The organism is Streptococcus sp. 20925_1_22 (genome assembly GCF_041431685.1).
GTDB lineage: Bacteria > Bacillota > Bacilli > Lactobacillales > Streptococcaceae > Streptococcus.
On the sequence record NZ_JAPVYE010000001.1, the window covers coordinates 237,961 to 263,307 of the forward strand.

A 25,347-nucleotide genomic window follows, 5' to 3' on the forward strand; every position below is an offset into this window, starting at 1 on the left:
TAGAGTTATTTACAAGGAAAGTATATGAAAGATTTAATATCTGTTGTTGTAACTTGTTACAACCATCAAGATTACATTGAACAGTGTTTGCGCAGTATTTTTGCTCAGACCTATCGAAATATTGAGTTACTGGTATTGGATGATGGCTCCTCTGATCATTCAGCTGAAATCATAGAGGCTGTCTTGGTGGATTCCCCTTTTCCAACGCGGTTTGAAAGCCATGAAAATATGGGGGTTGTCAAGACAAGAAACAAGGCTTTGCAGCAAATTCAAGGCACTTATTTTATTTTTGTGGATAGTGACGATTTTCTGGATTCGGACTATATTGAGAGTTTCTACACAAGCATGGTGCAAGAAGAGGCAGATATTGTCTATGGTGATTTGTATGACCCTGATAAAAAGGAAGTTTACCTTAAATCACGACCATTTGACAAGCTAGCTTTCTTAACGGAGAATTATATTTCCAACTGTTCCCTCATTCGTCGTTCGGTTGCTGATGGTATTTATTATGATGAAGCGCTGAATCGTGAAAAACTGGAAGACTATGATTTTCTTTTAAATTTAATTATCAATCAAGGTGCGAAACCAGTTTATGATGCAAAAACGAAGCTGAATTACCGGGTCTTTGATAAGGAATCAATCTCTAAACGGGATTCTACGAGATATCATTACGAAATGTATCTGAAAATTCTGCGTAAGTATGTAAAACAGATACCAGATGAAATATATCAAGCTCTGGGAAAGAACATATTTACACTGGAAGGTCGTTTGGATGAGTTGATTCAGCATATGGATAAAGTGAACGACTATGTTCTTGAACTGCAGGAGGAGCAGAGGCAGTTACATAAAAATCTAGACTCCTTGAAATCCAGACTGAGAACGATAAAAGAACAGCGTGATGAGGCTATTCAGGAGCAGTTTCGTATTCGCCGATCTATTTCCTATCGATTGGGGAATGGCATGATTACGCCATTGAAACGTCTGGCTCAGATAATCAAGAATCCTCGCAGTATCAAAGCTGTTTTAAGTCGGATTAAGCAACAGCTGGTTCGTTTTAAACGCCAAGTTAAGTCTCCTAAGGTTTATTATTATCAATGGCTGCGGAACTCTCAAAGGGAAAAAGCTTTAGCTTCAGTTTCAAGCGGAGAAAAAGTCTTAGTCTATGTCATTTTTGAATCCGAGCCACGCTTGCAGCAGTATAAGGTTATCTTTTTAGAAAAGTTAGCAGCTTTGGCTGATAAGACTCTCATCGTCGTTAACGGCGGACTGGTTGAAGAGGACATAGAAACTTTAGAGCAGTATGGGCAAGTCTTGGTGCGGGATAATAGTGGCTATGATACGGCAGCTTTTCGTGAAGGCATTCTTTCTTTAGGAAAGGAAACGTTGCAGCATTGCTCTCAGCTGATGCTCGTCAATGATACCAATATCGGCCCTATGAGTGATTTGGCGGCTGTCTTTCAAACTATGGCTGGCAGAAATCTTGATTTTTGGGGAATTTCCTATGGTGAGACCCAGGAAGATATCACTGGTTTTAACCGCTATGGCTACATTCCCAATCACCTACAGTCTTATTTTTTGGTGATTGAGCCTTTGCTGCTTCAGTCCGAAGAATTCTACGACTATTGGCAAGTGCTGACTGACACGGATTCAAGGGAAGAAGCGATTGGAAAGCATGAAACGACTTTTACCAAGTACTTTGCTGACTTGGGCTATCGCTACGATGCCTTGGTTCACGAAAATCGGGATTCGGCTATGTATATTCATCCATTAAGGATGTTAAAGGCGGGCAGTCCTCTGATTAAGTATACTTCTTTGAAGAATTATGATGATCAGCAGTTTTTATGGCAGGTTCTGGAAAGAGAGTCAGAGGTTCCTGATGTATTGGACTATGTTCGGGAGAAGACAGATTATCCAGTAGAAATTCTTGAGAACATCGTTCAAAAATTCAAAGATGTGCCTCGTGATCAATATATCCTCATCATTGACGGTGTAGAGAATATCATTCCGCAGTGTACACGCTACCGTGTGCTCAATAAGGCAGAGCAGCTTAGAAAGAATGGCTTTGCTGTGAAAGTGGTTAATGCGTCTGAATTTAGTCTGGCTCAGGCCCAGTATGCCAGCCACATCATTATCTACCGCGCTCCTTGGTCCGTCCAGCTCCAGCTTTTGTGTGATTTGGCTCGGGAGGAGCATAAGCCAGTCTATTTTGATATTGATGATTTGGTCTTTGATCCCCTTTATACGGACCAGCTAAGCTATACCCAAGGCTTGTCTGAGAAGGAAAAGGGCAATTACGATGCTGGGGTGAAAAATTACGGGAAAATGCTGGCGGCTTGTGATGGGGCGATTACCTCTACGAATCAGCTAAAAGAGGAATTGCTCAAATACAAGGGCTTAGTCCTGCTGAATCGTAATCTGGCGTCCAGCGAATTGATTACGGTTAGCTCGCAGTTTTTGAAGGAAGACTTTAGTGCAGACGACAGAATCAAAATCGGCTATTTCTCTGGATCTATTAGCCACAATGAAAATTTTGAGCTCATCAAACCGGCTATCAAAGAAGTGCTGGACAACTACCCATCCGTGGAGCTTCATATTGTAGGACACTTGGATATCCCGCAGGATATGAAACAATATACGCAGCGTATTGTCGTCCATGAGTATGTGGACTGGAAAGCCTTACCTCAGCTGATTAGTCAGGTTGATATTAATCTGGCTCCTCTGGTTGACTCAGTCTTTAATCGGGCCAAGTCAGAAATCAAGTGGATAGAAGCTGCTCTAGTCAAAGTGCCAACGATTGCCAGTCATATCGGATCCTTTGAGGACATGATGATTGACGGTCAGACGGGACTTTTGGCTAAAGATAGTGAATGGAAAGAAAAGCTGGAAAGCCTGATTCTTTCTGCGGATTTACGCAGAGAACTAGCAGAGAATGCCTACGATTTTGTATTAGAAAATTGCAGTTTAGATAAAAAAGATGAAATGGTGACTTATTTTGAAAAGAAATAAAGAAGTAAAAGTTGAGAATATTTTCTTGCTGCTAGCAACTGTCTTTGTCTTGACTTTTATGATTGCACAGCCGATTAATCGGGTGCCTGATGAGACCAATCACGCTCGTATGACATGGGAAATCTTCCATAAACCGACCAGTCGGACATATAAATGGATGGACAAAATCCCATCCACTCCGAATGTTTCGCTGGCAGAGTACAAGCAGCTGTTCACAGAGAAGATAGATCTGGCGCAAGAAGAGTTTACCTTTGGCTTTAATCTCAAGGCCATCTCTTTCCTGCCTCAGCTGCTAGGTATGACCTTGGGAAGCATGCTTTATCCGTCGGTAGGCTTCATCGTGATGATGGGGCGGCTCTTCAATGCCTTGGCGTATATCATAGGGGTTTATCTGCTGATTAAATACTTCAAATATGGCAAAAAAGCTCTGCTTTTCCTATCTCTTTTGCCTATTATGGTCCAGCAGGCAGCTTCTCTCTCTTACGATGTGATGAGCTATCTGGAGATTATGCTGGCGGTTGGCTTTTTGACCAATATTGCCTACCATAAGAAATTTACCAACAGAAATGTACTTGAGCTTTTGGTGATTTCTATAGGCCTCTTTGTCACCAAACCGAATAATGTTCTTTTGTTAGGCTTGCTGCCTTTTGTTGACTTTGAGTTTGAAGGATTCCTTGCGGTTCTGAACAAGCCTTTTATTGCAACCAAAGCTTTTATAGATCGCTATCGCCCTATCTTCTATGTACTTGGCTTTTCCGCTTTCTTTCTTGCCCTGCATCTGGCCTTTCGCAATCAGGGTGGGCTCTTGCACTATGGCCAAGTCTTATTGAATACGCTCTTTAAGCAAAGTGTTAATGGCGACTTGAATACGATTTTGACAATCGGTATGTTTGGCTTTTTGGGGAATTTTACTATCCAGCTGCCGCTTTGGCTGATTTTTATTGATGTGGCAGTCTTGGCGATTATCTTTTTGCAGTCGCAGAAAGATTTTATGACCAAGGGTTACACAGTCATGTCGCGTTATCTGTTTCTGGTTCAAGTGATTGCTGTTGTGTCGATTATGTATCTGCAGTGGACGCCAATCGTCCTAGGTAAAGGTGCCATGATATCTGTTGGTGCTCAGGGACGTTATTTTACACCCTTCCTGATCTTACTGCTACCAACTGTTGCTAATCTAGGAACCTTGGACATTAAAGACAGGGTGGTGAATCGAATGATGGTTGGGACTCTGTTAGCTAACTTCTTGGTCTCCCTTTACTTGATGGTGCCCTTTTATTGGAATGTATTAGGATAAGCTATGAAAAAAAAGATATTATTCATTTCGCCAACTGGAACGCTGGATAATGGAGCTGAAATCTCTATTGTCAATTTGATGGAATACTTGGTCCAGACAGGCCACCAGGTTATCAATGCGATTCCAGATTATCATGTAGCCGTTCAGCAGGACTATATATCCAGCTTGGCAGCCTTGGGTATTGAGACTATAGCCTTGCCGTCAGTTAAATGGTGGTGGGAGGACGCGCCTGGTGGCCTGCCAGGTAGTCCTGAGTCTAGAGCTCGGTCTTATCAAGAAAATACCTCGGCGCTTAGAAAGACACTAACGGAGCGAAAGATTGATTTGGTTATTACCAATACGGTCAATATGTTTCAAGGAGCAGTGGCAGCGGCCTGCGAGGATGTTCCGCATTTCTGGCTGATTCATGAATTTCCTGACGGAGAGTTTGGCTACTATAAGGAAAATCTAGATTTTATCAGTGATTATTCGCAGGAAATATTTGCAGTTAGAGGTGCCTTGCAGAGACAGTTACAGGAGCTGCTGCCAGACAGAAAAGTCTTGTCTTTTGCCCCTTTTACGAAAATTCATCCTACTGATACAGGAGAAAAAGACTGGGCCGAAAGGCGTATCGTGTCAGTCGGACGCTTGACAGAGCGAAAAAATCAATTAGAATTGATAAAAGCCTATGACCAGCTATCTCAGCCAAAACCGGCCTTGGTTTTTATCGGTGCCTGGGATGAGGAGTACAAGAAAAGATGCGAGACCTATATCTCCGAACATCAGGTCAAAAATATTAGCTTCTTGGGACACAAGGACAATCCTTGGGCAGAGGTGACGGAAGCAGATCTTGCGGTATTTCCGTCTGCGATGGAAACCTTTGGCTTAGTCTATATTGAAGCGATTATGAATGCCCTTCCGACCATTTTGTCGGACAATCCTGGTCATCTATCCGCCTATGAAATCTTTGAAGAAGGTCAGCTGTATTCATCTGGCAATATTGAGGAGTTGGCTGATAAGATAAACATTGCCTTGGCAAATTTTGAGGGATTAAAAGACCAGTCGGTGGCTAATCTTGGCAAGATTCAAGAGCGCTACACAGTTCAGAGTGTTTACCAAACCTTATTGGATAAGATTGAAAACACTGAAATGTACCAGGCTAACTCCTTGCGCCATGTCAAATGCTTATTGGATACAAATTTACCTTCTCAACCAGCTAGCTCTTTCTTACGCAAAGTGAAAAATAAGCTGCTTTCTGGTAGAAGAGGTTAAAGAAAGAAAAGGACAAGTGTGGCCGCGGCTCTACCTGTCCTTTTTGTATTATACAAACACACTAGAAAGTGGTATAATAGAATGGATTGTAAAATCTTGAATTGAGGGAAATCATGAAACATGTCTTCATCATTGGGAGTCGGGGACTTCCTGCCAAATATGGAGGATTTGAAACCTTTGTCGAAAAATTGACAGAGCATCAAATCTCTTCTCAAATCCAGTATCATGTGGCTTGCTTATCAGATGATGAAGCTTTTCATCATTTTGACTACAAGGGGGTAGACTGTTTTACAGTCAAGCCACCCAAGCTTGGTCCGGCCCGCGTAATTGCCTATGACATGATGGCTGTCTCCTATGCCCTCAAGTTTGCTAAGAAAGAGCAGATTGAGCAGCCAATTTTTTACATTCTTGGAAATACGATTGGTGCTTTTATCCTTCCCTTTGCTCGTCGTATCCATCAGGCAGGTGGTAAATTCTTTATCAATCCTGACGGGTTGGAGTGGAAGCGGGCCAAGTGGTCTAAGCCAGTTCAAGCCTATCTCAAGTATTCTGAGAAGGTCATGACCAAGCATGCAGACTTGGTTATAGCGGACAATCAAGGCATCGAAAGCTATATTCAAAAAGCTTATCCTTGGTCTAAAACGACCTGTATCGCTTATGGAACAGACGTTTATCTGTCTAATCTGACGGAAAACGAAGGCAAGGTCAGGGTCTTCTTTGAAAAGTGGGCCAGTAAGGAAAAAGACTATTACCTCATTGTCGGACGCTTCGTTCCGGAAAACAACTATGAAACCATCATTCAAGAATTCATGAAATCCAAAACCCAACGTGACTTGCTGATTATCTGCAATCATGAGGGCAATCCCTATTTTGAAGAGCTCAAGCAGAAAACAGGCTTTGACCGTGATTCTCGCATTAAGTTTGTCGGGACGGTTTATGACCAGAATCTGCTCAAATATATCCGTAATCATGCTTTTGCATACATACATGGCCATGAGGTTGGCGGGACTAATCCGGGACTCTTGGAAGCACTGGCTCAGACAGATGCCAATCTGGTGCTGGATGTGGACTTTAACCGTAAGGTAGCAAAAGAAACGGCTCTGTACTGGCAAAAAGAACCTGGCCAGCTGGGCCAGCTGATTGACCGAGTAGATACTCAAACAGATTTTACGGAGCTAGGTCAAGCCGCTAAAGAAAATATGAAAGAAAACTACACCTGGGAAAAAATTGTGGGTGAATACGAGGATTTATTTTTATCATGAAAGTGACCATTCTTCTGTCCACCTATAATGGGGAGCAGTTTCTGGCCGAGCAGATTAAGAGTATTCAAGAGCAGACATATAGGGACTGGCAGCTGCTGATTCGTGATGATGGCTCTACGGATGGGACGCGGGCTGTCATCGAAGACTTTTGCTGCAAGGATGACCGCATTGCCTTTATCAATCGGGAAAATCCACAAAATCTAGGTGTCATTCAGAGTTTTCATAGCCTGCTTCAATACCAAGATTCGGATTTCTATCTCTTTAGCGACCAAGATGATGTTTGGCTACCAGACAAGATTGCCATGCAATTGGCTGAGGCAGACAAGTATGATAGCAGTCAGCCCTTGCTGGTGTATACTGACTTGAAGGTCGTGGATCAAGAGCTACAGGTTGTTCATGAAAGTATGATTCGCACTCAGTCAGATCACGCTAATACAGAACTAGTCCAAGAGTTGACGGAGAATACGGTGACGGGTGGCGTTTCTATGATTAATCGCGCCTTGGCCCAACTTTGGACTGGGAAAGAAGAACATGAACTGCTCATGCACGACTGGTATTTGGGCTTGCTGGCTGCGGCTTTTGGCAATCTAGTCTATATTGACAAGCCGGGTGAGCTCTATCGTCAGCATTCGAATAATGTGCTGGGAGCTCGAACGCTCAGAAAACGAGTAAAAAACTGGGTGCGTCCCCATGTTCTTTTTACCAAATATTGGAAATTGATAAAAGACAGTCAGACCCAGGCTAGAAATTTGCTGGTCCTGCCGCTGACTGCTGAAAATAGAGAGTTAATTGAGAACTTTGTGACCATTATGGAGGTTTCTACCAAGGAGCGCTGGCGCAGGATTCGCCAGTATGGCTACCGTAAAAACCGCACTTTCCATACCCTTGTTTTTACAAGCCTCATTCTCACAAAGTTTGCTTATAAGGAGTAATATTCATGGATTTTTTTAGTAAAAAAAATCGAATTCTTTTGAAAGAATTAATCAAGACGGATTTTAAGTTGCGTTATCAAGGATCTTTGGTCGGCTATCTCTGGTCGATTTTGAAGCCATTGATGATGTTTACTATCATGTATCTGGTGTTTGTCCGCTTTTTGCGCTTTGATGACGGGACACCCCACTATACAGTAGGGCTTTTGCTGGGGATGGTTTTCTGGTCTTTCTTTACTGAAGCCACCAATATGGGCATGCTTTCCATCGTTTCTCGGGGAGATTTGCTTCGTAAATTGAACTTTCCAAAACATACCATCGTCTTTTCATCGGTTCTTGGAGCAGCTATCAATTTTCTGATTAATCTAGTCGTTGTTTTCCTTTTCGCCTTGATCAATCAGGTGGAATTCGGCTTGCATACGCTAGTAATTATTCCTCTTTTTCTGGAAGTATTGGTCTTGGCAATGGGCTGTGCCCTCATGCTTTCTTCCTTGTTTGTGAAGTATCGGGATATTGGACCGATTTGGGAAGTGGCTCTTCAAGCAGGAATGTACGCCAGCCCGATTATCTACTCTCTGAACTTCCTTTTGGATGGTAAAAAACTTTTTGTAGCTAAAATTATGATGCTCAATCCGATTGCCCAGATGCTGCAGGATATGCGCCATTTCATTGTTGCTCCTGTTAATGTCAGAGGCTGGGATATTGTGAATAACAAACTAATCGCCCTCATCCCTTACTTGATTCCTTTTGTGATATTGGCTCTAGGTTTGTTCTTCTTTAATAAAAATGCTAAGAGATTTGCGGAGATTTTATAATGTCAAATAATATTGCAGTAAAAGTCGACCATGTAAGTAAATTCTTTCGATTGCCTACTGAGGCTACTCAGAGTTTGAGAACCAGTCTGGTCAATCGTTTTAAGGGGATCAAAGGCTACAAAGAACAGCATGTTTTGAAAGATATTTCCTTTGAGGTCGAAAAGGGTGACTTCTACGGTATTGTCGGCCGCAATGGCTCTGGTAAGTCTACCCTCCTGAAAATTATCTCTGAGATTTATATTCCGGAGAAGGGCAAGGTAACTATTGATGGTAAGTTGGTTTCCTTTATTGAGCTGGGTGTAGGTTTCAATCCAGAACTAACTGGCCGCGAAAATGTCTATATGAACGGTGCCATGCTGGGATTCTCAACAGAAGAAGTAGACGCCATGTACGATGATATCGTGGAGTTTGCTGAGCTAGGAGAGTTTATGAACCAAAAGCTTAAGAACTACTCCAGCGGTATGCAGGTGCGTCTGGCTTTTTCTGTGGCCATCAAGGCTCAGGGTGATATTCTGATTTTGGACGAGGTCTTGGCTGTTGGAGACGAAGCCTTTCAGCGTAAGTGTAATGATTACTTCAAAGATCGCAAGGAGTCAGGCAAGACGACCATTCTGGTGACCCATGACATGGGAGCTGTTAAAAAGTATTGTAATAAGGCCGTCTTGATTGAAAATGGCTTGGTCAAGGCTATCGGCAATCCAGATGATGTGGCAAACCAGTACAGTCTGGACAATGCGACTGAAACAAAAGCCATGAACGAGGGATTCCAGGTTGAGAATGCGGCAGTTTCTGATTTGAAGGTTAAGCTCTTGCATTCGCCTCAGATTTCACCTGAACAAGAAATTGAATTTGAAATTTCTTATCAGGTAAATCAAGACCTTCCGACCTATGTTTCCTTTTCTCTGACAGATATCGATCGAACTATCTGGCTTTACAATGATAATTCCATGGATCAGCCGACAGAAGGACCTGGACAGAAGCGCTTGACTTACAAGTGTCATGTGTCACAGATAAATAACGCTAAGTTAAAACTGCAGGTTTCGGTGCGGGATCAGGAAGAACAGATTTTAGCCTTTGCAGACTCTCAGAACAACCCAGTTATCTTGGTCAATCGCCAGGATATTAAGGATGACGATGTCTCTGCTAAGGATTCTGCCACTGGCTTAATCCAGCGTAATGGCAGTTGGAAGATTTCTCAATCATAAAGAATAAGGTATTTTCATGGAACGAATATTACTCTATGTTCATTTCAATAAATGCAATCATATAAGCGGTCATGTCTTCTATCAATTGGAGCAGCTAAAGCCGCTTTTTTCTAAGATCATATTTATTTCAAATAGTCCTTTGACCGATGAGGACAAATGCCGGCTGAGAGAAGACTTGGGAATTGCTGACTTGCTTGAGCGGGATAACCGAGGCTTTGATTTTGCAGCCTGGCGTGACGGTATGAACCGACTGGTTTTTGACACTTTGCAGAACTCAGACTCTCTGACTCTCATGAACGACACTTGCTTTGGTCCACTATGGGATTTGGCGCCCATTTATCAGCGCTTTGAGGAGGATTCGCAAGTCGATTTTTGGGGAATGACTAATTTTCGCAAGACCAGGTACTTTGAAGAACACCTGCAGAGCTACTTTGTCACCTTTAAGCAGTCAGTTCTTAAAGACAAGTCTTTCCGTGAATTTTGGTCTCAGGTAGAAGATTTTACTGACGTTCAAGATGTGATAGAACATTACGAGACCCAGTTTACCAAACGTTTTGTAGAGGCAGGATTCAAATATCAAGCTCTCCTTGATACCCGTCAGGAAGAAGCAGGAGAATTGGTTCATCCAGATTTTTCATACTATAAGCCTCTTAGGATTCTGGAAGCAAAGATTCCTTTTCTAAAGGTGAAGGCTCTCACGGGTAATCCTTTTTTAGCTAGGTATTTGCTGGAAGATCTTGAAACCAACTCATCCTATCCAGCTTCGCTTATTAGGGAACACCTGTTCTATCATTTTGGTCCAGACCTTCCTTGTTTGCTGCAGGACAAGTATTTGTCTCAGGCAACTTCGAACTATCGGACAGATCAGCCTGTCCTCCTGCATATTCATGTAACGGATCTTCCTATTTTTCAGCAGTATCAGGACAAGCTATTTTCTCTGTCGCCTCAGTACCAGTATTTGGTGACAACAAATCAGCCAGAAGTGTTGAAACAGCTGCAGACAGCGCTGGCTCATCTGGACGATAAAGTTCAGCTTGTACTAAGCCAGAAATCTCATGCCTGGCTTGCCATGCTGGAGCAGAAGGAAATTCTGCAAGACTATGCTTATATCGGCCATCTATCTACTCATAGAATAATGGAAAATCAGGCTGTTTTTGACCAAGCTATGCGCTCTGATTTGATAAATATGATGGTTTATTATGCAGATACAAGCATAGAAGCGCTAGAGCAGGAGTCTGCTGTAGGGCTGGTTATTCCAGATTTGCCGCGCCTAGTCAGAGATGGCTTGTTTGAGTCAGAACCGCCGCGTCCAAGGCTGGCTGCTATCTGGCAGGAAGCTGGTTTGCATAAGTCTTTTGACTTTATGACTCCCCCTTCTCTAACGAGAGTCTATGGTGGCTTTGTATGGTTTAAATACTCTGCTTTGGCTAGTTTGTTCCAGATGAAGAGTTTAGAAAGCTTGCCATCCTCTGAGCAGGAGCTGTCTGATGTTTTAGAGCATTTATTGGTTTATCTAGCTTGGGACAGTCATTATGATTTCAAGATTATGCCCTTATCTTCCCTCCCCTCTTTACTGGACTGGCAGAGGAAAAGGGAAGAATTGACCGAGCAAAAAGAAAAATTAAGTCAGAAAAATTTATCTCAAAAGATTAGAAATCGTTTGTCAAATCTTTTAAAGAAAAAGTGAGATTCTTAATTCACAAAAAATCTCGCTAGAGAATTTAACTATTTACCAGAAAGAAAAATGAAATTTTTATTCAACCACTATAAGCAGTTCTCATACCTGCTGATTAGTTTTTTACTTTTAGATATAGTCGCTGTCACGACAGTTTTACTATTGGAGGAAGGCGAAGATTTGCGGAGCTATCCAGCCTTGTGGCTGGCCTTTCTGATGTTGCTTCCTCTTTTGTTTGGCTTGGGCAAGCTTTTGTCTCAGCTCTTCAGCAAAAGATTTTTCCTATGGTCAGCTATTATTTACGCTCTTTATACAGGATTTTCTTACTTACTGACAGTAACGCAGCATGTCAATGATTTTGAGTTCAAAGCAGAACGGGTTTTCAGCAATCATTTTTGGCAGTTTAACTCCCTGCCTGGCTTGCTTTTGATTTTCTTATTTGCGTATATTTTTATCCATTTTCCAAAGCTTAAAAAACGCTTTCCAGGTAAGTTCTTGCAGGTTAATAAGAAAAATAGAGAGGTACTGGAAAATCTTTTTCTCTCCCAATTCTTTCTATTTCTTGCTTTGATGGACGATAAGATGCCGGAATTGCTGCATCACCAAAGCTATTTAGTGAATTTCCTTGAGGAAGGCAAGTTGGATATAACGCAGAACTTTGTGCTAACTTTCCTCTGCCTTATCGCACTAATCTTTATCCTGCTTTCTCTCCCCAGCTTGCTAGCTGTTAAGGGATTGCGTGATCTCGCTCAGAATAAAGCCAGTGTTTCTGTTGCTTTTGTGTTGAGTGCAGTGTTTGCCCTTGTCTTTAACTATACAATCCAAAATAGTATCCGAGGAGATGTGATTGTTTTGGATCAGTATCTTTTCACTGGAGCCAGTCTCTTTCAAATCATCGTTTTTTTCATGATTTTTATGGCTCTTTACCTGATTTTCAATCATTTTCTCCTGCCAACTATCCTGATAACAGCGCTAGTAGTGGTTGCTACCATAGCCAGCAGTCTGAAATTTCAGTATCGCCAAGAGCCAATATTGCCTAGTGATATGGTCTGGCTGAGAAATCCCAAGACCCTCTTTGACTTTCTCGGAGGCAATTATGGATTTTATGCTATCTTGGGACTAGCTGCTCTAGGCGCTCTTTATTGGTATTTGCGTAAGAAAATCTTGCCAGGAAAGCTCATTACCGTTCTTAAATACCAGCTCCTCTTGCTAGTCCTGCCCCTGGTCTTTTTCTTGGGAGTCATGGATATATTTGCTACTAAAAAGAATGGCAAAATAGTAGAGAATATCCCAGTTATTTCGATCTTAAATAATTTCCATGACCTGACTTGGATGGGAAATACTGTCAATTCACAGCTGCGCTCCCTTTCTTTTGTCTGGTTTTCACAGATGTCGGATACAACCATGATTGAGCCGCGTGGCTATTCTAAGGAAAAGATTCAAGAGATAGAAAAAAAGTATAAGAATCTTGCGGAAGCTATTAACAAAGAACGCCAGAATAAAATCGAAGATCAAACGGTAATTTATCTCCTGAGTGAAAGTTTTTCTGACCCTGCTCGGGTTGACGGTGTTACTATGTCTGAGAATCCAATTCCTTATATTCAGGAAGTTAAAACTCGCACCACCAGTGGACTTATGAAGTCAGACGGCTATGGTGGGGGAACGGCCAACATGGAATTTCAAACTCTGACTGGTTTGCCTTTTTATAATCTGTCTCCATCTATTTCGGTTCTCTATACTGAAATTGTCCCGAGGATGAATAGATTCCCTTCCGTTAGCGATGCTTATTCATCTAAGAATCGGACAGTAATCCATCTGGCCTCCCCTAGCAATTATGCCAGAAATGTCATTTACCAGGATTTGGGATTTGATACCTTTATTCACTATGGTACCAAAGGCCTGAAGGGGGATAATATAGGTGGTAATTACAGCGATAAAACGACTTATAATCAAGTCTTGGAGCATTTGAATGGCAAGCAGGGACAGTTTTTCTCTGTCATGACCATGCAGAACCACATGCCTTGGAGTGAGCCCAATCCTGTCTACATGTCTGCCAGCTATCCTGATTTTAGCAAGGAAGGGAACGAATCTCTTTCCAGCTATGTTAGAATGCTTTACCATACAGATCAGGCGACCAAGGAGTTTTTGGAGAAGCTTTCAAAGGTAGATAAAAAAGTAACAGTCGTCTTTTACGGCGATCATCTGCCAGGTCTCTATCCTCAGTCAGCCTTTAAAGAAGATCCAGAAAGCCAATATCTGACGGATTATTTCGTTTGGAGCAATTATGAAACTCCTAAACTCGATTATCCAAGAGTCAATTCTAGCGATTTCTCCGCTCTCTTACTGGAGCAGACAAATTCCAAAGTATCACCTTACTATGCTTTATTAACAGAAGTATTGCATAAAGCCAGTGTAGATAAAAAGGAATTGGACGAAGAAGCTCAAGAAATAGCAGATGATTTGAAACTGATTGAGTATGATATGGTCAGAGGCAAGGGCTACTTGTCTGATAGCTTCTTTAAGACAGCAAAATCATAAATAAAAAAATAGAATAGGCAAGTCTACCTGTTCTATTTTTTCTTAATTTATGCTAAACTAGTAGTATGGGGGTGTGAGCATGATAAAGATTTTCGGTAAGGTTCGCTATCACTGGCAGCCAGATGTAGCTATCCTGATAATATATTGGTCTTTATCGGTCATTCCGATTTTTGTTGGCCTGGCTTTGATGTATGAAAGCTCACGAGTGCCGACTCTTGTTCTGTTTTCTTTCTTCTTGTTCATGGTTTTGTTGGGAATGGGAGTTCATCGTTATTTTACCATTTATGACGATGGAACCTTGAGAATTATCACAGCCAATCCCTTTACTCCGATAAAGGTCAAGATTTCAGATATTGAAAAAGTCGAAGTGACTAAGACGTCAATTACCTTATATTTTAAAGGGCAGAACCGCAGCCGGAGTTTTTGTATGCGCAAGTGGCCTAAGAAATATTTTGTCAATGCCCTGGCCCTTAATGAGCATTTTAAGGGTGAGGTAGAATTAGTAGATAATTTTACCCATATTGACTATTTTGAAGCATACTATGGCAGTCAGTCCAAAAAATCCTAGTCTTTCAAAAGAGCTCGGGTTGGGCAGTTTTTGATGGCTTCCACGACATCGGGATCCTCAGCGATTTCCTTTTCTAGGAGCTGATCGTCCTGGTAAAATTTGACGATGCCATTGTCATGATAGTCAAAAAGATCTGAGTAGGTTTGACAGAGCCCGCAGGCAATGCACCGTTCGGGAATGAGTGTTACTTTCATACCCATATTGTAATAAGATTTTAAGAAAAACTCAAGGAGGAAGTCATGGAAAAAGAACCATGGGAAGAAGATGTATACGATAACGGAGAAGATAAGTTGAAACGAACTAAGAAGTTCAGCGCATTGAATGCTGATCGTTTGTTGACCATATTAACCATTATTTTCTGTATTTTAGTGGTTGCGGTGGTGTGCTTCTTGACCTATCTGTCTACTGGGGGAAGTAATAGACAGACCCAAATGGAAGGTTTCTACGGCACTTCAGCAGCAAGTTCCAGCAGTGAAGCGTCTTCTACTGCAGAGCAGACAGCGGCAAATACCACAGAATCCTCTGAAGGAACTCTGACTGTCCAGCCTGGTGAAGGTGAAGCGGCTATTGCGGCGCGTGCAGGTATTTCTATTGCCAAGCTGGAACAGCTTAACCCTTCTCATATGTCCACTGGTTCTTGGTATGCCAATCCAGGTGACGTTGTGAAGATTGAGTAGGAGCTAGCCATGAAACAGATTCAAATTGCGATTGACGGTCCTGCTTCCAGTGGAAAATCGACTGTTGCCAAGATTATTGCTAAGGATTTTGGCTATACTTATTTAGATACAGGAGCCATGTACCGGGCTGCAACCTATCTGGCTTTGCGTCATCATCTGACGGAAGCGGATGCCACTGAAATTGTAGACTTGCTCAATAATCATTCGGTCAGTTTTGGCCGAGCGGAAGATGGCGAGCAGCTAGTCTTTGTCGGCGATGTGGATGTGACTCACCCGATTCGGGAAAATGAAGTTACCAATAATGTTTCCTGGGTATCAGCCATTCCTCAAGTACGTGAGAAACTGGTGGCCTTGCAGCAGCAAATTGCAGCTCAGGGAGGGATTGTCATGGATGGCCGTGATATTGGAACGGTTGTCTTGCCTCAGGCTGAGCTCAAGATTTATCTGGTTGCTTCCGTTGACGAAAGAGCGGAACGCCGTTATAAGGAAAATCTATCAAAAGGCATTCCAGCTGATTTGGAGAAATTGAAAGAAGAAATTGCAGAGCGGGATTATAAGGACAGTCACCGCGAGGTTTCACCATTGAGACCGGCAGAAGATGCCCTTCATTTTGATACTACGGGTGTTGGTATTTCTGAAGTTGTTGCATTTATCGAAGAAAAAGCGAAAAAAATCATTGACAAATAAAACGAAACTTGGTATGATAGTAGAGTTGAGAAAAGCAGAAGTGAGAGCTTCTCGCCTTGCGACTAACGTTGTCTGGCTCTACAGGATTCAGTTTCAGTAATGAAATACTATCATGTAGTGCGGGTTTGCGTTAGCAGGTCCGCACTTGTTTTTCTCTAAAAATAAAAAAAGAGGTGAAAACCATAGCAAAACAAGACTTATTCATCAATGATGAAATTCGTGTGCGTGAAGTTCGCTTGATCGGTCTTGACGGCGAACAATTAGGTATTAAACCGCTGAGCGAAGCGCAGTCTCTTGCGGATGAAGCAAATGTCGATTTGGTCCTGATTCAGCCACAAGCTAAACCACCTGTTGCAAAAATTATGGACTACGGTAAGTTCAAATTTGAGTACCAGAAAAAACAAAAAGAACAACGCAAGAAACAAAGTGTTGTTACTGTGAAAGAAGTTCGTCTGAGTCCAACTATCGATAAGGGAGACTTTGATACTAAACTTCGCAACGCACGCAAGTTCCTTGAAAAAGGAAATAAAATAAAGGTATCTATCCGCTTCAAAGGCCGGATGATTACCCACAAAGAAATCGGGGCTAAAGTTTTAGCAGATTTTGCTGAAGCGACTCAAGATGTTGCTATCATTGAGCAAAAGCCTAAGATGGATGGACGTCAGATGTTCATGCAGATGGCGCCAATTCCTGACAAAAAATAGATTGTCAGAAAGACAGAAAAAGGAGAAAACATTATGCCAAAACAAAAAACACACCGCGCATCAGCTAAACGTTTCAAACGTACAGGTTCTGGTGGCTTGAAACGTTTCCGTGCTTACACTTCTCACCGTTTCCACGGAAAGACTAAGAAACAACGCCGTCATCTTCGCAAAGCAGGAATGGTGCATGCAGGAGATTTCAAGCGTATCAAAGCAATGCTTACAGGTCTGAAATAAGAGCTACTGAAACGATTATCTAGGAAATATTGGAGGAAATATAAATGGCACGTGTTAAAGGTGGCGTTGTATCACGCAAACGCCGTAAACGTATTTTAAAATTAGCTAAAGGTTACTATGGAGCAAAACATATCTTGTTCCGTACTGCAAAAGAGCAAGTAATGAACTCTTACTACTATGCATACCGTGACCGTCGTCAGAAAAAACGTGATTTCCGCAAACTTTGGATCACTCGTATCAATGCGGCAGCTCGTTTGAACGGACTTTCATACTCACAATTGATGCATGGTTTGAAGTTGGCTGAAATCGAAGTGAACCGTAAAATGTTGGCTGACTTGGCTGTTAACGATGCAGCAGCTTTCACAGCTCTTGCAGATGCAGCCAAAGCTAAGCTTGGTAAATAATTAAAATAAGAACTGAGGATTTCCTTGGTTCTTTTTCGATAACTCTTAATGAAAAGTATAAAGAGAGAAATAGCCTGCCATGCCACTTATAGTATAGATAAAGGCTTGTTACTGATAAGACAGCTTTCATGGTAAAGCTAGTTAAAAATAGGGAATTGCGATATAATAGAAAAAACAGACATTTATGTAAATAAAAAATCAGTAGAATGGAGAAATTATGTCAGAGAATCGTTTGGCTTGGGATCAGTATTTTGCGGCTCAGGCTCTCTTAATCGCTAATCGCTCAACCTGTAAGCGAGCCAAGGTTGGCGCTGTATTGGTCAAGGATAATAAGGTTATTTCAACTGGTTACAATGGCTCAGTTTCAGGGACTGAGCACTGTATTGACCATGAGTGTTTGGTTATTGACGGTCACTGCGTTCGGACCTTGCACGCTGAGGTCAATGCCATCTTGCAGGGAGCCGAGCGGGGGGTTCCCAAGGGATTTACGGCTTATGTGACCCATTTTCCCTGTCTCAACTGTACCAAGCAACTGCTTCAGGTCGGCTGCAAACGGGTGGTCTACATTAACCAATATCGCATAGATGACTATGCTCAGCATCTCTATAAGGAAAAAGATGTGGAATTAGTTCATCTGCCGCTGGATGATGTCAAGAAGGCTATCGCTCAGACGGATTTGGTTTAGTGGGAGAAGTTCTGGAGGTAAAAGGAGAAGACAGATGAATGATAAATTGGCAGTCGCTTGGCAGCATTTCTTTGAAGGACAGTTAAATAAGGCCGAAGAACTAGAGCAGCATCTGGGAAAAGATTCCTTTAGCCGCTGGAATTTACGAGCTTATCTAGCTGTAGAAAGGCAAGATTATCAGAATGCTTTTGCAAATTTGGAGCTTTATCTGATTCAGGCTCAGAATGATAGTGATATTGAAAATGAGCATATCGCTTATCATCAGCTAGGCTATGTTGCTAGAGCTGCGGGAGATTTTTATCAAGCTTTAGAGTGGATAGAAAAAGAAGCTGCTTTCCTAGCGATGTATTTCCCAGATGACCATTATCGTCAATCAGTTAATCTCTATGAGCTAGGCTACCTAAATCTTAAATTAGGCCGATTGACTCAAGCTCAGGAGTTTATGCGAAAGGCGCATATCTATGCTAAGGAGTCAGATGATGTAGTAAACCATGCATGTATTTGCCGAGGATTGGGTGAAATTGCTCAAGCTTTGGGAAATCTCAAAGAAGCAAGAACCAACTTTGTGGCTGCTATCAGACTTTTTGATCAAGCTGGTGATGCTATCGGTAAGGCGGAAGTTGAACAGTTGTTAGCAAGCTGCCTTTAGTTTATCATTGCAATAAAGCTATAGTTTTCGGCTATAGCTTTTTCTATTTAAAAAATTCTGAATTTTTTAGTGAAAAGTGGTATAATGAGAAAGTTATATAGTCCCGATAAGGTGGTAGGAAACTTCTATCAGTACTTTGTAACTCGCAAACAATGACGCCTCCAAAGTCGCACGTCATTCTACGGTTGCCGCTATTCTGCGGTCAACCTATGCGTCTTACTAGCTTCAGAAATAAAAAGGTATTGTTTTTATTTCTTTCGCGTCGTAACTCGCAGGTGACATGTTTTTAAAGAGTTTTTGAGTTTGTTTACTTGTTTAATATTTTTTAAGGGGGGACATTTCTATGTCAGAACGTAAACTTTTCACGTCTGAGTCTGTATCGGAGGGGCATCCTGATAAGATTGCAGACCAAATTTCCGATGCTATTTTGGATGCTGTTTTGAGTCAGGATCCAGACGCCCATGTGGCTGCTGAAACAGCTGTTTATACGGGCTCGGTTCATGTTTTTGGTGAGATTTCGACCACAGCTTATGTGGATATCAATCGTGTGGTTCGTGATACCATTGCAGAAATTGGCTACACCAATACAGAGTATGGCTTTTCAGCAGAGACGGTCGGTGTTCATCCATCTTTGGTGGAGCAGTCGCCAGATATTGCTCAGGGTGTCAATGAAGCTCTGGAAGTTCGTGGGAATGCGGATCAAGATCCATTGGACTTGATTGGTGCTGGAGACCAGGGGCTTATGTTTGGCTTTGCAGTGGATGAAACGCCAGAGCTCATGCCGCTGCCTATCTCGCTCAGCCATAAGCTTGTTCGTCGATTGGCAGAGTTGCGCAAATCGGGAGAGATTGCCTATCTGCGTCCAGATGCTAAGTCTCAGGTGACCGTTGAGTATGATGAAAATGACCAGCCTGTGCGTGTGGATACAGTGGTTATTTCGACCCAGCATGACCCAGAAGTGACCAATGAAGAGATTCATCGTGATGTGATTGAAAAGGTGATTAAATCAGTCATCCCAGCCCAGTATCTGGATGATAAGACAAAGTTCTTCATCAATCCAACCGGTCGCTTTGTAATTGGCGGCCCGCAAGGTGACTCTGGCTTGACTGGACGTAAGATTATTGTGGATACTTACGGCGGTTATGCTCGTCATGGTGGCGGTGCCTTCTCTGGTAAGGATGCAACCAAGGTCGACCGCTCAGCTTCATACGCAGCTCGTTACATTGCTAAAAACATAGTGGCGGCGGGACTGGCCAAGAAAGCAGAAGTGCAGTTAGCCTATGCCATTGGTGTGGCTCAGCCGGTTTCTGTACGTATTGATACTTTTGGCACTGGTGCTGTTGCAGAAAGCAAGCTTCAGGAAGCTGTTCGTCAGATTTTTGATCTGCGTCCGGCCGGTATCATTCAAATGCTGGATCTGAAACGCCCAATCTACCGTCAGACAGCAGCTTATGGCCACATGGGTAGGACGGACATTGACCTGCCTTGGGAAAAGTTGGATAAGGTAGAGGCTTTGAAGGCAGCAGTGCAGTAAGATGACAGTTCTCAATCATCATGATTGGGAACTTTTCTATTTTCTAAAGAAAAAGTCATTTCTATACAGGCAACTTTTAAAAGCCAAGCAGTCTAGACTTGCGATTCTCTCATTTTTTGCAATACTGTTTTTTCTGAAAAATTATTGAAAAAGCCATTTTCCCCTGTTTCATTTTAATTTCAATTGTCTTATTTATCTAAAAGTATAGGAAATTTCCCGAATCTGTGGTATAATAAATGGCAATACCTTGAAAGAGCTTTAATTTAAACATGAAAAAAATTGTAATACATGGTGGTCGCCCCTTAAAAGGAGAGGTGACTATTAATGGTGCTAAAAACAGTGTCGTTGCCTTGATTCCGGCTGTGATTCTGGCAGATGATATTGTAACGTTGGATGGCGTTCCGGATATTTCGGACGTGGATAGCCTGATTGATATTATGATTGCCATGGGAGCTAGTGTTACTCGCTCTGAGGACAGTTTGACGATTGATCCGCGTGGTATCCAAAACGTCCCTATGCCTTATGGAAAGATCAACAGTCTAAGAGCTTCCTATTATTTCTATGGCAGCTTGCTCGGCCGCTATGGTGAAGCAACGGTAGGTCTGCCTGGTGGTTGTGACTTGGGGCCGCGTCCTATTGACTTGCATCTCAAGGCTTTTGAAGCTATGGGGGCTAAGATGACCATGGACGGCAACTACATGAACCTATCCACAGGAGGTCTGCAGCTGAAAGGCGCTAGCATTTATATGGATACGGTCAGCGTGGGTGCTACCATCAACACGATGTTGGCTGCTGTCAAGGCCAAAGGTCGGACTATTATTGAAAATGCAGCGCGGGAGCCTGAAATCATCGACGTAGCAACTCTCTTGAACAATATGGGTGCGCATATCCGCGGAGCAGGAACTGATATTATTACGATTGAGGGGGTTCCACATCTCCATGGAACTCGTCATCAAGTGATTCCAGACCGTATCGAGGCAGGGACTTATATCGCCCTTGCTGCAGCTATTGGTCAGGGAATTCAGATTAATAATGTCCTTTATGAGCATTTGGAGAGTTTTATTGCCAAGCTTGAGGAAATGGGTGTTCGGATGACGGTTTCTGAAGACAGCATTTTTGTCGAAGAGCAGCAAACTCTGAGAGCTATAAACATTAAGACTTCTCCTTATCCAGGCTTTGCAACTGACCTACAACAGCCCATCACTCCGCTCTTGCTGACAGCTAATGGCCACGGAAAGATTACGGATACCATTTATGAGAAGCGGGTTAACCATGTGGCGGAGCTGGCTAAGATGGCAGGCAAAATTTCGACCAGTAGTGATCAGATTGTCTATGAGGGACCAAATCAACTGCAGGGAGCTCAGGTCAAGGCGACCGATTTACGAGCAGGAGCTGCCTTGGTTATTGCAGGTTTGATGGCTCAAGGAAAGACAGAAATTACTAATATCGAGTTTATTCTGCGTGGCTATTCTAATATTATTGAAAAATTAACAAGTCTGGGTGCAGATATCCAGTTGATAGAAGAATAAGCGTTTTTCGCTTATTTTTTATAGAGGTAGCAGATGAATTTGTGGACACATTTGGCAGCCTGCTCATTTATTGAGACGGAGCATGCTTTTTTGCGGCCCATTGTCTTTGAAGATGCGGGGGCCCTATATAAGATTGCGTCCAATCCGGAAAATACTCAGTTCATCTTTCCGACAGAGGCAAGCCTAGAGGAAAGTGAATATGTCATTGCCAATTTCTTTATGAAAAATCCTCTGGGGATTTGGGCTATTTGTAATAAGGAAACGCAGGAAATGATTGGCTCTGTCAAGTTTGAAAAGATGGATGAGATCAAGAAAGAAGCTGAGTTAGGCTATTTTCTGCGGCAAGACTACTGGGGACAAGGGCTGATGACAGAAGTTGTCCGAGAGATTGCTTTTCTATCTTTTACCCGCTTTGACTTCAAACGACTTAGTATTATCACTCATGCAGAGAACCTAGCTAGTCAAAAGGTGGCTCAAAAATCTGGCTTCAGCCTCTACCGGCAGTTTAAAGGAAGTGACCGGTACACGAGGAAGATGAGAGATTATCTGGAGTATCGTTATGAGAGAGGAGATTTTAATGAGTAAGCATCAGGAAATTTTAACCTATCTTGAAAATCTTCCAATTGGCAAGAGGGTCAGTGTCCGCAGTATTTCAAACTATCTGGGAGTTAGTGATGGGACGGCCTATCGAGCGATCAAGGAAGCAGAGAACCGCGGTATTGTTGAGACCAGGCCTCGGAGTGGTACGGTTCGGGTTAAGTCCAAGAAAGTTGTTTTGGAGCATCTGACCTACAAGGAAATCGTTGATATTACAGGCTCAGAAGTATTGGCTGGAGAAGATGGTCTAGAAAAAGAGTTTAATAAGTTCTCCATCGGAGCCATGACGGAGCAGAATATCCTGCACTATCTGACAGAGGGTGGTCTCTTGATTGTTGGAGACCGGACGAAAATTCAGCTCTTGGCTCTGGAAAATGAGAATGCGGTGCTGGTAACCGGAGGCTTTGAAGTCAGCTCAGAAGTTCTGAAGATGGCTAATCTGCTTAATATACCAGTGCTCAGGACCAAGCACGATACCTACACCGTTGCAACCATGATTAATCGTGCCCTTTCCAATATGCAAATCAAGACTGATATTTTAACAGTGGAGCAGGTCTATCGCTCCAGCCACGAGTACGGCTTCTTGCATGATACTGATACTGTTCGTGACTATCTAGACTTAGTTCGTCGCAATCGCGCCAGCCGGTTTCCGGTTATCAACCAGCAGCAGATGCTGGTAGGAGTAGTAACCATGCGAGACGCGGGGGATAAGTCTCCTCTGACAACCTTGGACAAGGTCATGACGAAAAATGTCTTTATGACAGGCCTATCTGCCAATATTGCCAATATCAGTCAGCGTATGATTGCAGAAGATTTTGAAATGATACCAGTAGTGCGCAGCAATCAGACCTTGCTGGGTGTGATTACACGGCGGGACATTATGGAAAAAATGAGCCGTTCTCAGATTTCCAGCCTGCCGACTTTCAGTGAGCAGGTGGGACAGAAGATTAGTCGTCAGGATGATTTGTTTTCCTTTACCGTTGAGCCTTTTATGCTGGAGCAAAATGGTGTTCTAGCCAACGGTGTGCTGACAGAAATTTTGACTCGGATTACACAGCAGCTCATGGTCAACAGCGGCCGCAGCTTGATTATCGACCAGCTGATGCTTTATTTCTTTCAGGCGGTTCAGATTGATGACCTGCTGCATATCCAGCCGCGTATTATCCGTCAGACTAGGCGGACAGCCATTATTGACTTTGAGATGTATCTGGAAGCGATGCTGGTTGCCAAAGCCACAATTACAGTGAAAATTAATTAAGAAGAGGAAATTAGAGAAAGAATGATTACTTTAAAATCACAGCGTGAAATTGACTTAATGGACAAGAGTGGAGATTTTCTGGCTTCTGTCCATATTGGTTTGAGAGACTTGATTAAGCCAGGTATTGACATGTGGGACATTGAAGAGTATGTTCGCAAGCGTTGTAAAGAAGACAATGCGCTGCCCCTGCAGATTGGTGTTGAAGGTTCTATCATGGACTATCCTTATGCGACTTGCTGCTCTCTTAATGACGAAGTGGCTCATGCTTTTCCTCGTCATCAGAAGCTGGTAGAAGGTGATGTCATCAGCGTTGATATGGTGGTTGGCTTGGTCGATAAGGCAGAGCTGGATGTGTCAAAGCTAGATTTTGATAATGTAGCGCAGATGAAGCAGCACACAGAGAGCTTCCGGGGCGGTGTGGCAGACTCTTGCTGGACCTATGCAGTAGGGAAGATTAGCCCAGAGGCTCAGCAGCTGATGGATGTGACCAAGGAATGTCTCTATCGTGGAATTGCGGCTGCCAAGGTTGGCAATCGTATTGGCGACATTGGTGCAGCTATTCAGGAATTTGCTGAAAGTCATGGCTATGGCGTTGTGCGGGATCTGGTCGGTCACGGTGTTGGCCCAACCATGCATGAGGAGCCTATGGTGCCGCATTATGGTCGAGCAGGACGTGGCTTGCGCTTGCGTGAAGGAATGGTTCTGACTATCGAGCCCATGATCAATACAGGTACCTGGGAAATTGATACGGACTTTGAGACCGGCTGGGCACATAAAACACTGGATGGCGGCCTGTCCTGTCAGTATGAGCATCAGTTTGTCATTACAAAAGATGGTCCTGTCATTCTGACCAGCCAGGGAGAAGAAGGGACTTATTAGAAATCAAAGGCTGGGCATTGTCTCAGCTTTTTTTGAAGGAGAAGAGAGTGAAGAAATTTTTTGCCAAGATTCGCAGAAATCAGTTTTTAAGAGAATTTTTCCGTTTTTATAAAGAGTCAGATAGTGAGCTGAGCAGCGTTGCAGTTGCTTATTATTGGCTGATTTCCGTTTTTCCTTTGCTCTTGATTGTCGTCAATATTCTGCCTTATTTCCATATTCCAATTGCGGATTTTTTGACAGCCATCAAGGACATGCTTCCAGAGACTTTATATGATGTTGTAGCAAAAGTCATGCGTGAAGTGCTGACCCAGCCTTCCACTGGCCTGCTGAGCTTCTCAGTCTTGTCGGCTCTTTGGACTTTTTCCAAGTCTATGAATTTCCTGCAAATTGCCTTTAATAAAGCCTATGGAGTAGCCAAGAGCCGGGGGCTGATTTCTCATCGCGTCATGAGTCTCTTTGTGAGTCTAGGTCTGCAGATTCTCTTTGCCTTGGCTCTCTTTCTGACCATGTTCGGCCATATGTCGCTAGATTTCCTCCGTACTTACTTGAAGCTTGACAGTCAGATCTATCAGCACTTACAGAATTTTACCGAGCCTCTGATTTACGCCTTACTCTTTGCGGTTTTGGTTATGTTCTATTATTTCCTGCCTAACGTGAAAATCAACAAAAAACGCTATGTTCTGCCGGGCAGCACCTTTGTGCTCCTGACCATTCTGGCTTTGATGAATATCTTTTCCGTCTACATGGATAATTATTTAAATCATCTGGTTGATGTTCGCTTTTTTAGCTCCATTATTATGGTTGTGATGATGTTTTGGTTTATCATGATTGCTAAAATTTTGATTGTTGGCGCAGTGCTCAATGCTAGTATCCAGAGCTATTGTGAGTCAGGGTTTCAAGTTGAAAGCACAGGACGCTTTACTTTCAAGAAGAAATAGCAGGATGGGGAAGAGGAGTGACGTTGTTT

Annotated in this window: 24 protein-coding genes and 1 other annotated feature; of the genes, 23 read left to right on the forward strand and 1 reads right to left on the reverse strand. The window is 42.8% G+C overall.

The window, feature by feature from the left end; all coding sequences use genetic code 11:
• Positions 1-24 precede the first annotated feature (24 nt).
• The 10 genes from O3621_RS01240 (at position 25) to O3621_RS01285 (ending at position 14,543) form a co-directional block, all read left to right on the forward strand.
• Positions 25-3,006: a rhamnan synthesis F family protein gene (locus tag O3621_RS01240; protein WP_371513339.1), complete on the forward strand. Its 2,982-nt coding sequence runs from the start codon at positions 25-27 to the stop codon at positions 3,004-3,006.
• Entirely contained in the window at positions 2,993-4,300 is a 1,308-nt protein-coding gene (locus O3621_RS01245) for a DUF2142 domain-containing protein (RefSeq protein ID WP_314450015.1), read from the forward strand. The genes O3621_RS01240 and O3621_RS01245 overlap by 14 nt, the downstream gene beginning before the upstream one ends.
• A 3-nt stretch (positions 4,301-4,303) precedes the next feature.
• The gene (locus tag O3621_RS01250; RefSeq protein ID WP_314450017.1) at positions 4,304-5,551 is read left to right on the forward strand and encodes a glycosyltransferase family 4 protein; all 1,248 of its coding nucleotides are present in this window, start codon (positions 4,304-4,306) and stop codon (positions 5,549-5,551) included.
• Positions 5,552-5,664: 113 nt separating this feature from the next.
• Positions 5,665-6,813: a beta 1-4 rhamnosyltransferase Cps2T gene (cps2T, locus tag O3621_RS01255; protein ID WP_314450020.1), complete on the forward strand. Its 1,149-nt coding sequence runs from the start codon at positions 5,665-5,667 to the stop codon at positions 6,811-6,813.
• Complete coding sequence (locus O3621_RS01260) at positions 6,810-7,745, forward strand: glycosyltransferase family 2 protein (RefSeq protein WP_125347571.1); 936 nt, start codon at positions 6,810-6,812, stop codon at positions 7,743-7,745. Before cps2T ends, O3621_RS01260 begins: the two co-directional genes overlap by 4 nt.
• Before the next feature lie 5 nt (positions 7,746-7,750).
• Positions 7,751-8,557, forward strand: a complete 807-nt coding sequence (locus O3621_RS01265) for an ABC transporter permease (RefSeq protein WP_002897250.1) — start codon at positions 7,751-7,753, stop codon at positions 8,555-8,557.
• A complete protein-coding gene (locus O3621_RS01270) occupies positions 8,557-9,762 on the forward strand; it encodes an ABC transporter ATP-binding protein (protein WP_004190912.1) in 1,206 nt (401 codons plus the stop codon). Before O3621_RS01265 ends, O3621_RS01270 begins: the two co-directional genes overlap by 1 nt.
• A gap of 16 nt (positions 9,763-9,778) precedes the next feature.
• On the forward strand, positions 9,779-11,449 hold the full coding sequence (locus O3621_RS01275; RefSeq protein ID WP_314450025.1) for a rhamnan synthesis F family protein: 1,671 nt from the start codon (positions 9,779-9,781) through the stop codon (positions 11,447-11,449).
• A gap of 57 nt (positions 11,450-11,506) precedes the next feature.
• The gene (locus O3621_RS01280) at positions 11,507-13,975 is read left to right on the forward strand and encodes a sulfatase-like hydrolase/transferase (RefSeq protein ID WP_314450026.1); all 2,469 of its coding nucleotides are present in this window, start codon (positions 11,507-11,509) and stop codon (positions 13,973-13,975) included.
• Positions 13,976-14,054: 79 nt separating this feature from the next.
• The gene (locus O3621_RS01285; protein ID WP_002900006.1) at positions 14,055-14,543 is read left to right on the forward strand and encodes an EbsA family protein; all 489 of its coding nucleotides are present in this window, start codon (positions 14,055-14,057) and stop codon (positions 14,541-14,543) included.
• On the opposite strand, the gene O3621_RS01290 is transcribed toward O3621_RS01285, so the two are convergent.
• Positions 14,540-14,737 carry a ferredoxin gene (locus O3621_RS01290; protein ID WP_295345912.1) on the reverse strand — a complete coding sequence of 66 codons (198 nt, stop codon included), beginning with the start codon at positions 14,735-14,737 and terminating at the stop codon, positions 14,540-14,542. The two genes, O3621_RS01285 and O3621_RS01290, sit on opposite strands and share 4 nt — an antisense overlap.
• 45 nt (positions 14,738-14,782) lie before the next feature.
• Here O3621_RS01290 and O3621_RS01295 point away from each other — a divergent pair, with 45 nt between their 5' ends.
• The 13 genes from O3621_RS01295 (at position 14,783) to O3621_RS01355 (ending at position 25,318) form a co-directional block, all read left to right on the forward strand.
• Positions 14,783-15,220: an SAG1386/EF1546 family surface-associated protein gene (locus O3621_RS01295; protein WP_002895035.1), complete on the forward strand. Its 438-nt coding sequence runs from the start codon at positions 14,783-14,785 to the stop codon at positions 15,218-15,220.
• Between the two features lie 9 nt (positions 15,221-15,229).
• Positions 15,230-15,907, forward strand: coding sequence for a (d)CMP kinase (cmk, locus tag O3621_RS01300; protein ID WP_101771548.1), 678 nt, complete (start codon positions 15,230-15,232; stop codon positions 15,905-15,907).
• 26 nt (positions 15,908-15,933) lie between these two features.
• Positions 15,934-16,064: a sequence feature (ribosomal protein L20 leader region), on the forward strand.
• Positions 16,065-16,080: 16 nt separating this feature from the next.
• Entirely contained in the window at positions 16,081-16,611 is a 531-nt protein-coding gene (gene infC / locus O3621_RS01305; protein ID WP_002895037.1) for a translation initiation factor IF-3, read from the forward strand.
• 33 nt (positions 16,612-16,644) lie between these two features.
• Entirely contained in the window at positions 16,645-16,845 is a 201-nt protein-coding gene (gene rpmI, locus O3621_RS01310) for a 50S ribosomal protein L35 (RefSeq protein ID WP_002895038.1), read from the forward strand.
• 44 nt (positions 16,846-16,889) lie between these two features.
• On the forward strand, positions 16,890-17,249 hold the full coding sequence (gene rplT / locus O3621_RS01315; protein ID WP_000124830.1) for a 50S ribosomal protein L20: 360 nt from the start codon (positions 16,890-16,892) through the stop codon (positions 17,247-17,249).
• Between the two features lie 217 nt (positions 17,250-17,466).
• Positions 17,467-17,934, forward strand: a complete 468-nt coding sequence (locus O3621_RS01320; RefSeq protein ID WP_371513343.1) for a cytidine/deoxycytidylate deaminase family protein — start codon at positions 17,467-17,469, stop codon at positions 17,932-17,934.
• A 34-nt stretch (positions 17,935-17,968) separates the two neighbouring features.
• Positions 17,969-18,583, forward strand: a complete 615-nt coding sequence (locus O3621_RS01325; RefSeq protein WP_371513344.1) for a tetratricopeptide repeat protein — start codon at positions 17,969-17,971, stop codon at positions 18,581-18,583.
• A gap of 343 nt (positions 18,584-18,926) precedes the next feature.
• On the forward strand, positions 18,927-20,117 hold the full coding sequence (gene metK, locus O3621_RS01330) for a methionine adenosyltransferase (protein ID WP_371513346.1): 1,191 nt from the start codon (positions 18,927-18,929) through the stop codon (positions 20,115-20,117).
• Between the two features lie 269 nt (positions 20,118-20,386).
• Positions 20,387-21,646: a UDP-N-acetylglucosamine 1-carboxyvinyltransferase gene (locus tag O3621_RS01335; RefSeq protein ID WP_004186256.1), complete on the forward strand. Its 1,260-nt coding sequence runs from the start codon at positions 20,387-20,389 to the stop codon at positions 21,644-21,646.
• A 33-nt stretch (positions 21,647-21,679) separates the two neighbouring features.
• Positions 21,680-22,231: a GNAT family N-acetyltransferase gene (locus tag O3621_RS01340; RefSeq protein ID WP_125342308.1), complete on the forward strand. Its 552-nt coding sequence runs from the start codon at positions 21,680-21,682 to the stop codon at positions 22,229-22,231.
• Positions 22,224-23,501 carry a CBS-HotDog domain-containing transcription factor SpxR gene (spxR, locus tag O3621_RS01345; protein ID WP_371513349.1) on the forward strand — a complete coding sequence of 426 codons (1,278 nt, stop codon included), beginning with the start codon at positions 22,224-22,226 and terminating at the stop codon, positions 23,499-23,501. Before O3621_RS01340 ends, spxR begins: the two co-directional genes overlap by 8 nt.
• A gap of 21 nt (positions 23,502-23,522) precedes the next feature.
• Complete coding sequence (locus O3621_RS01350) at positions 23,523-24,380, forward strand: methionyl aminopeptidase (RefSeq protein WP_371513351.1); 858 nt, start codon at positions 23,523-23,525, stop codon at positions 24,378-24,380.
• A 32-nt stretch (positions 24,381-24,412) separates the two neighbouring features.
• The gene (locus tag O3621_RS01355; RefSeq protein WP_371513539.1) at positions 24,413-25,318 is read left to right on the forward strand and encodes a YihY/virulence factor BrkB family protein; all 906 of its coding nucleotides are present in this window, start codon (positions 24,413-24,415) and stop codon (positions 25,316-25,318) included.
• The last annotated feature ends 29 nt before the right edge of the window (positions 25,319-25,347 follow it).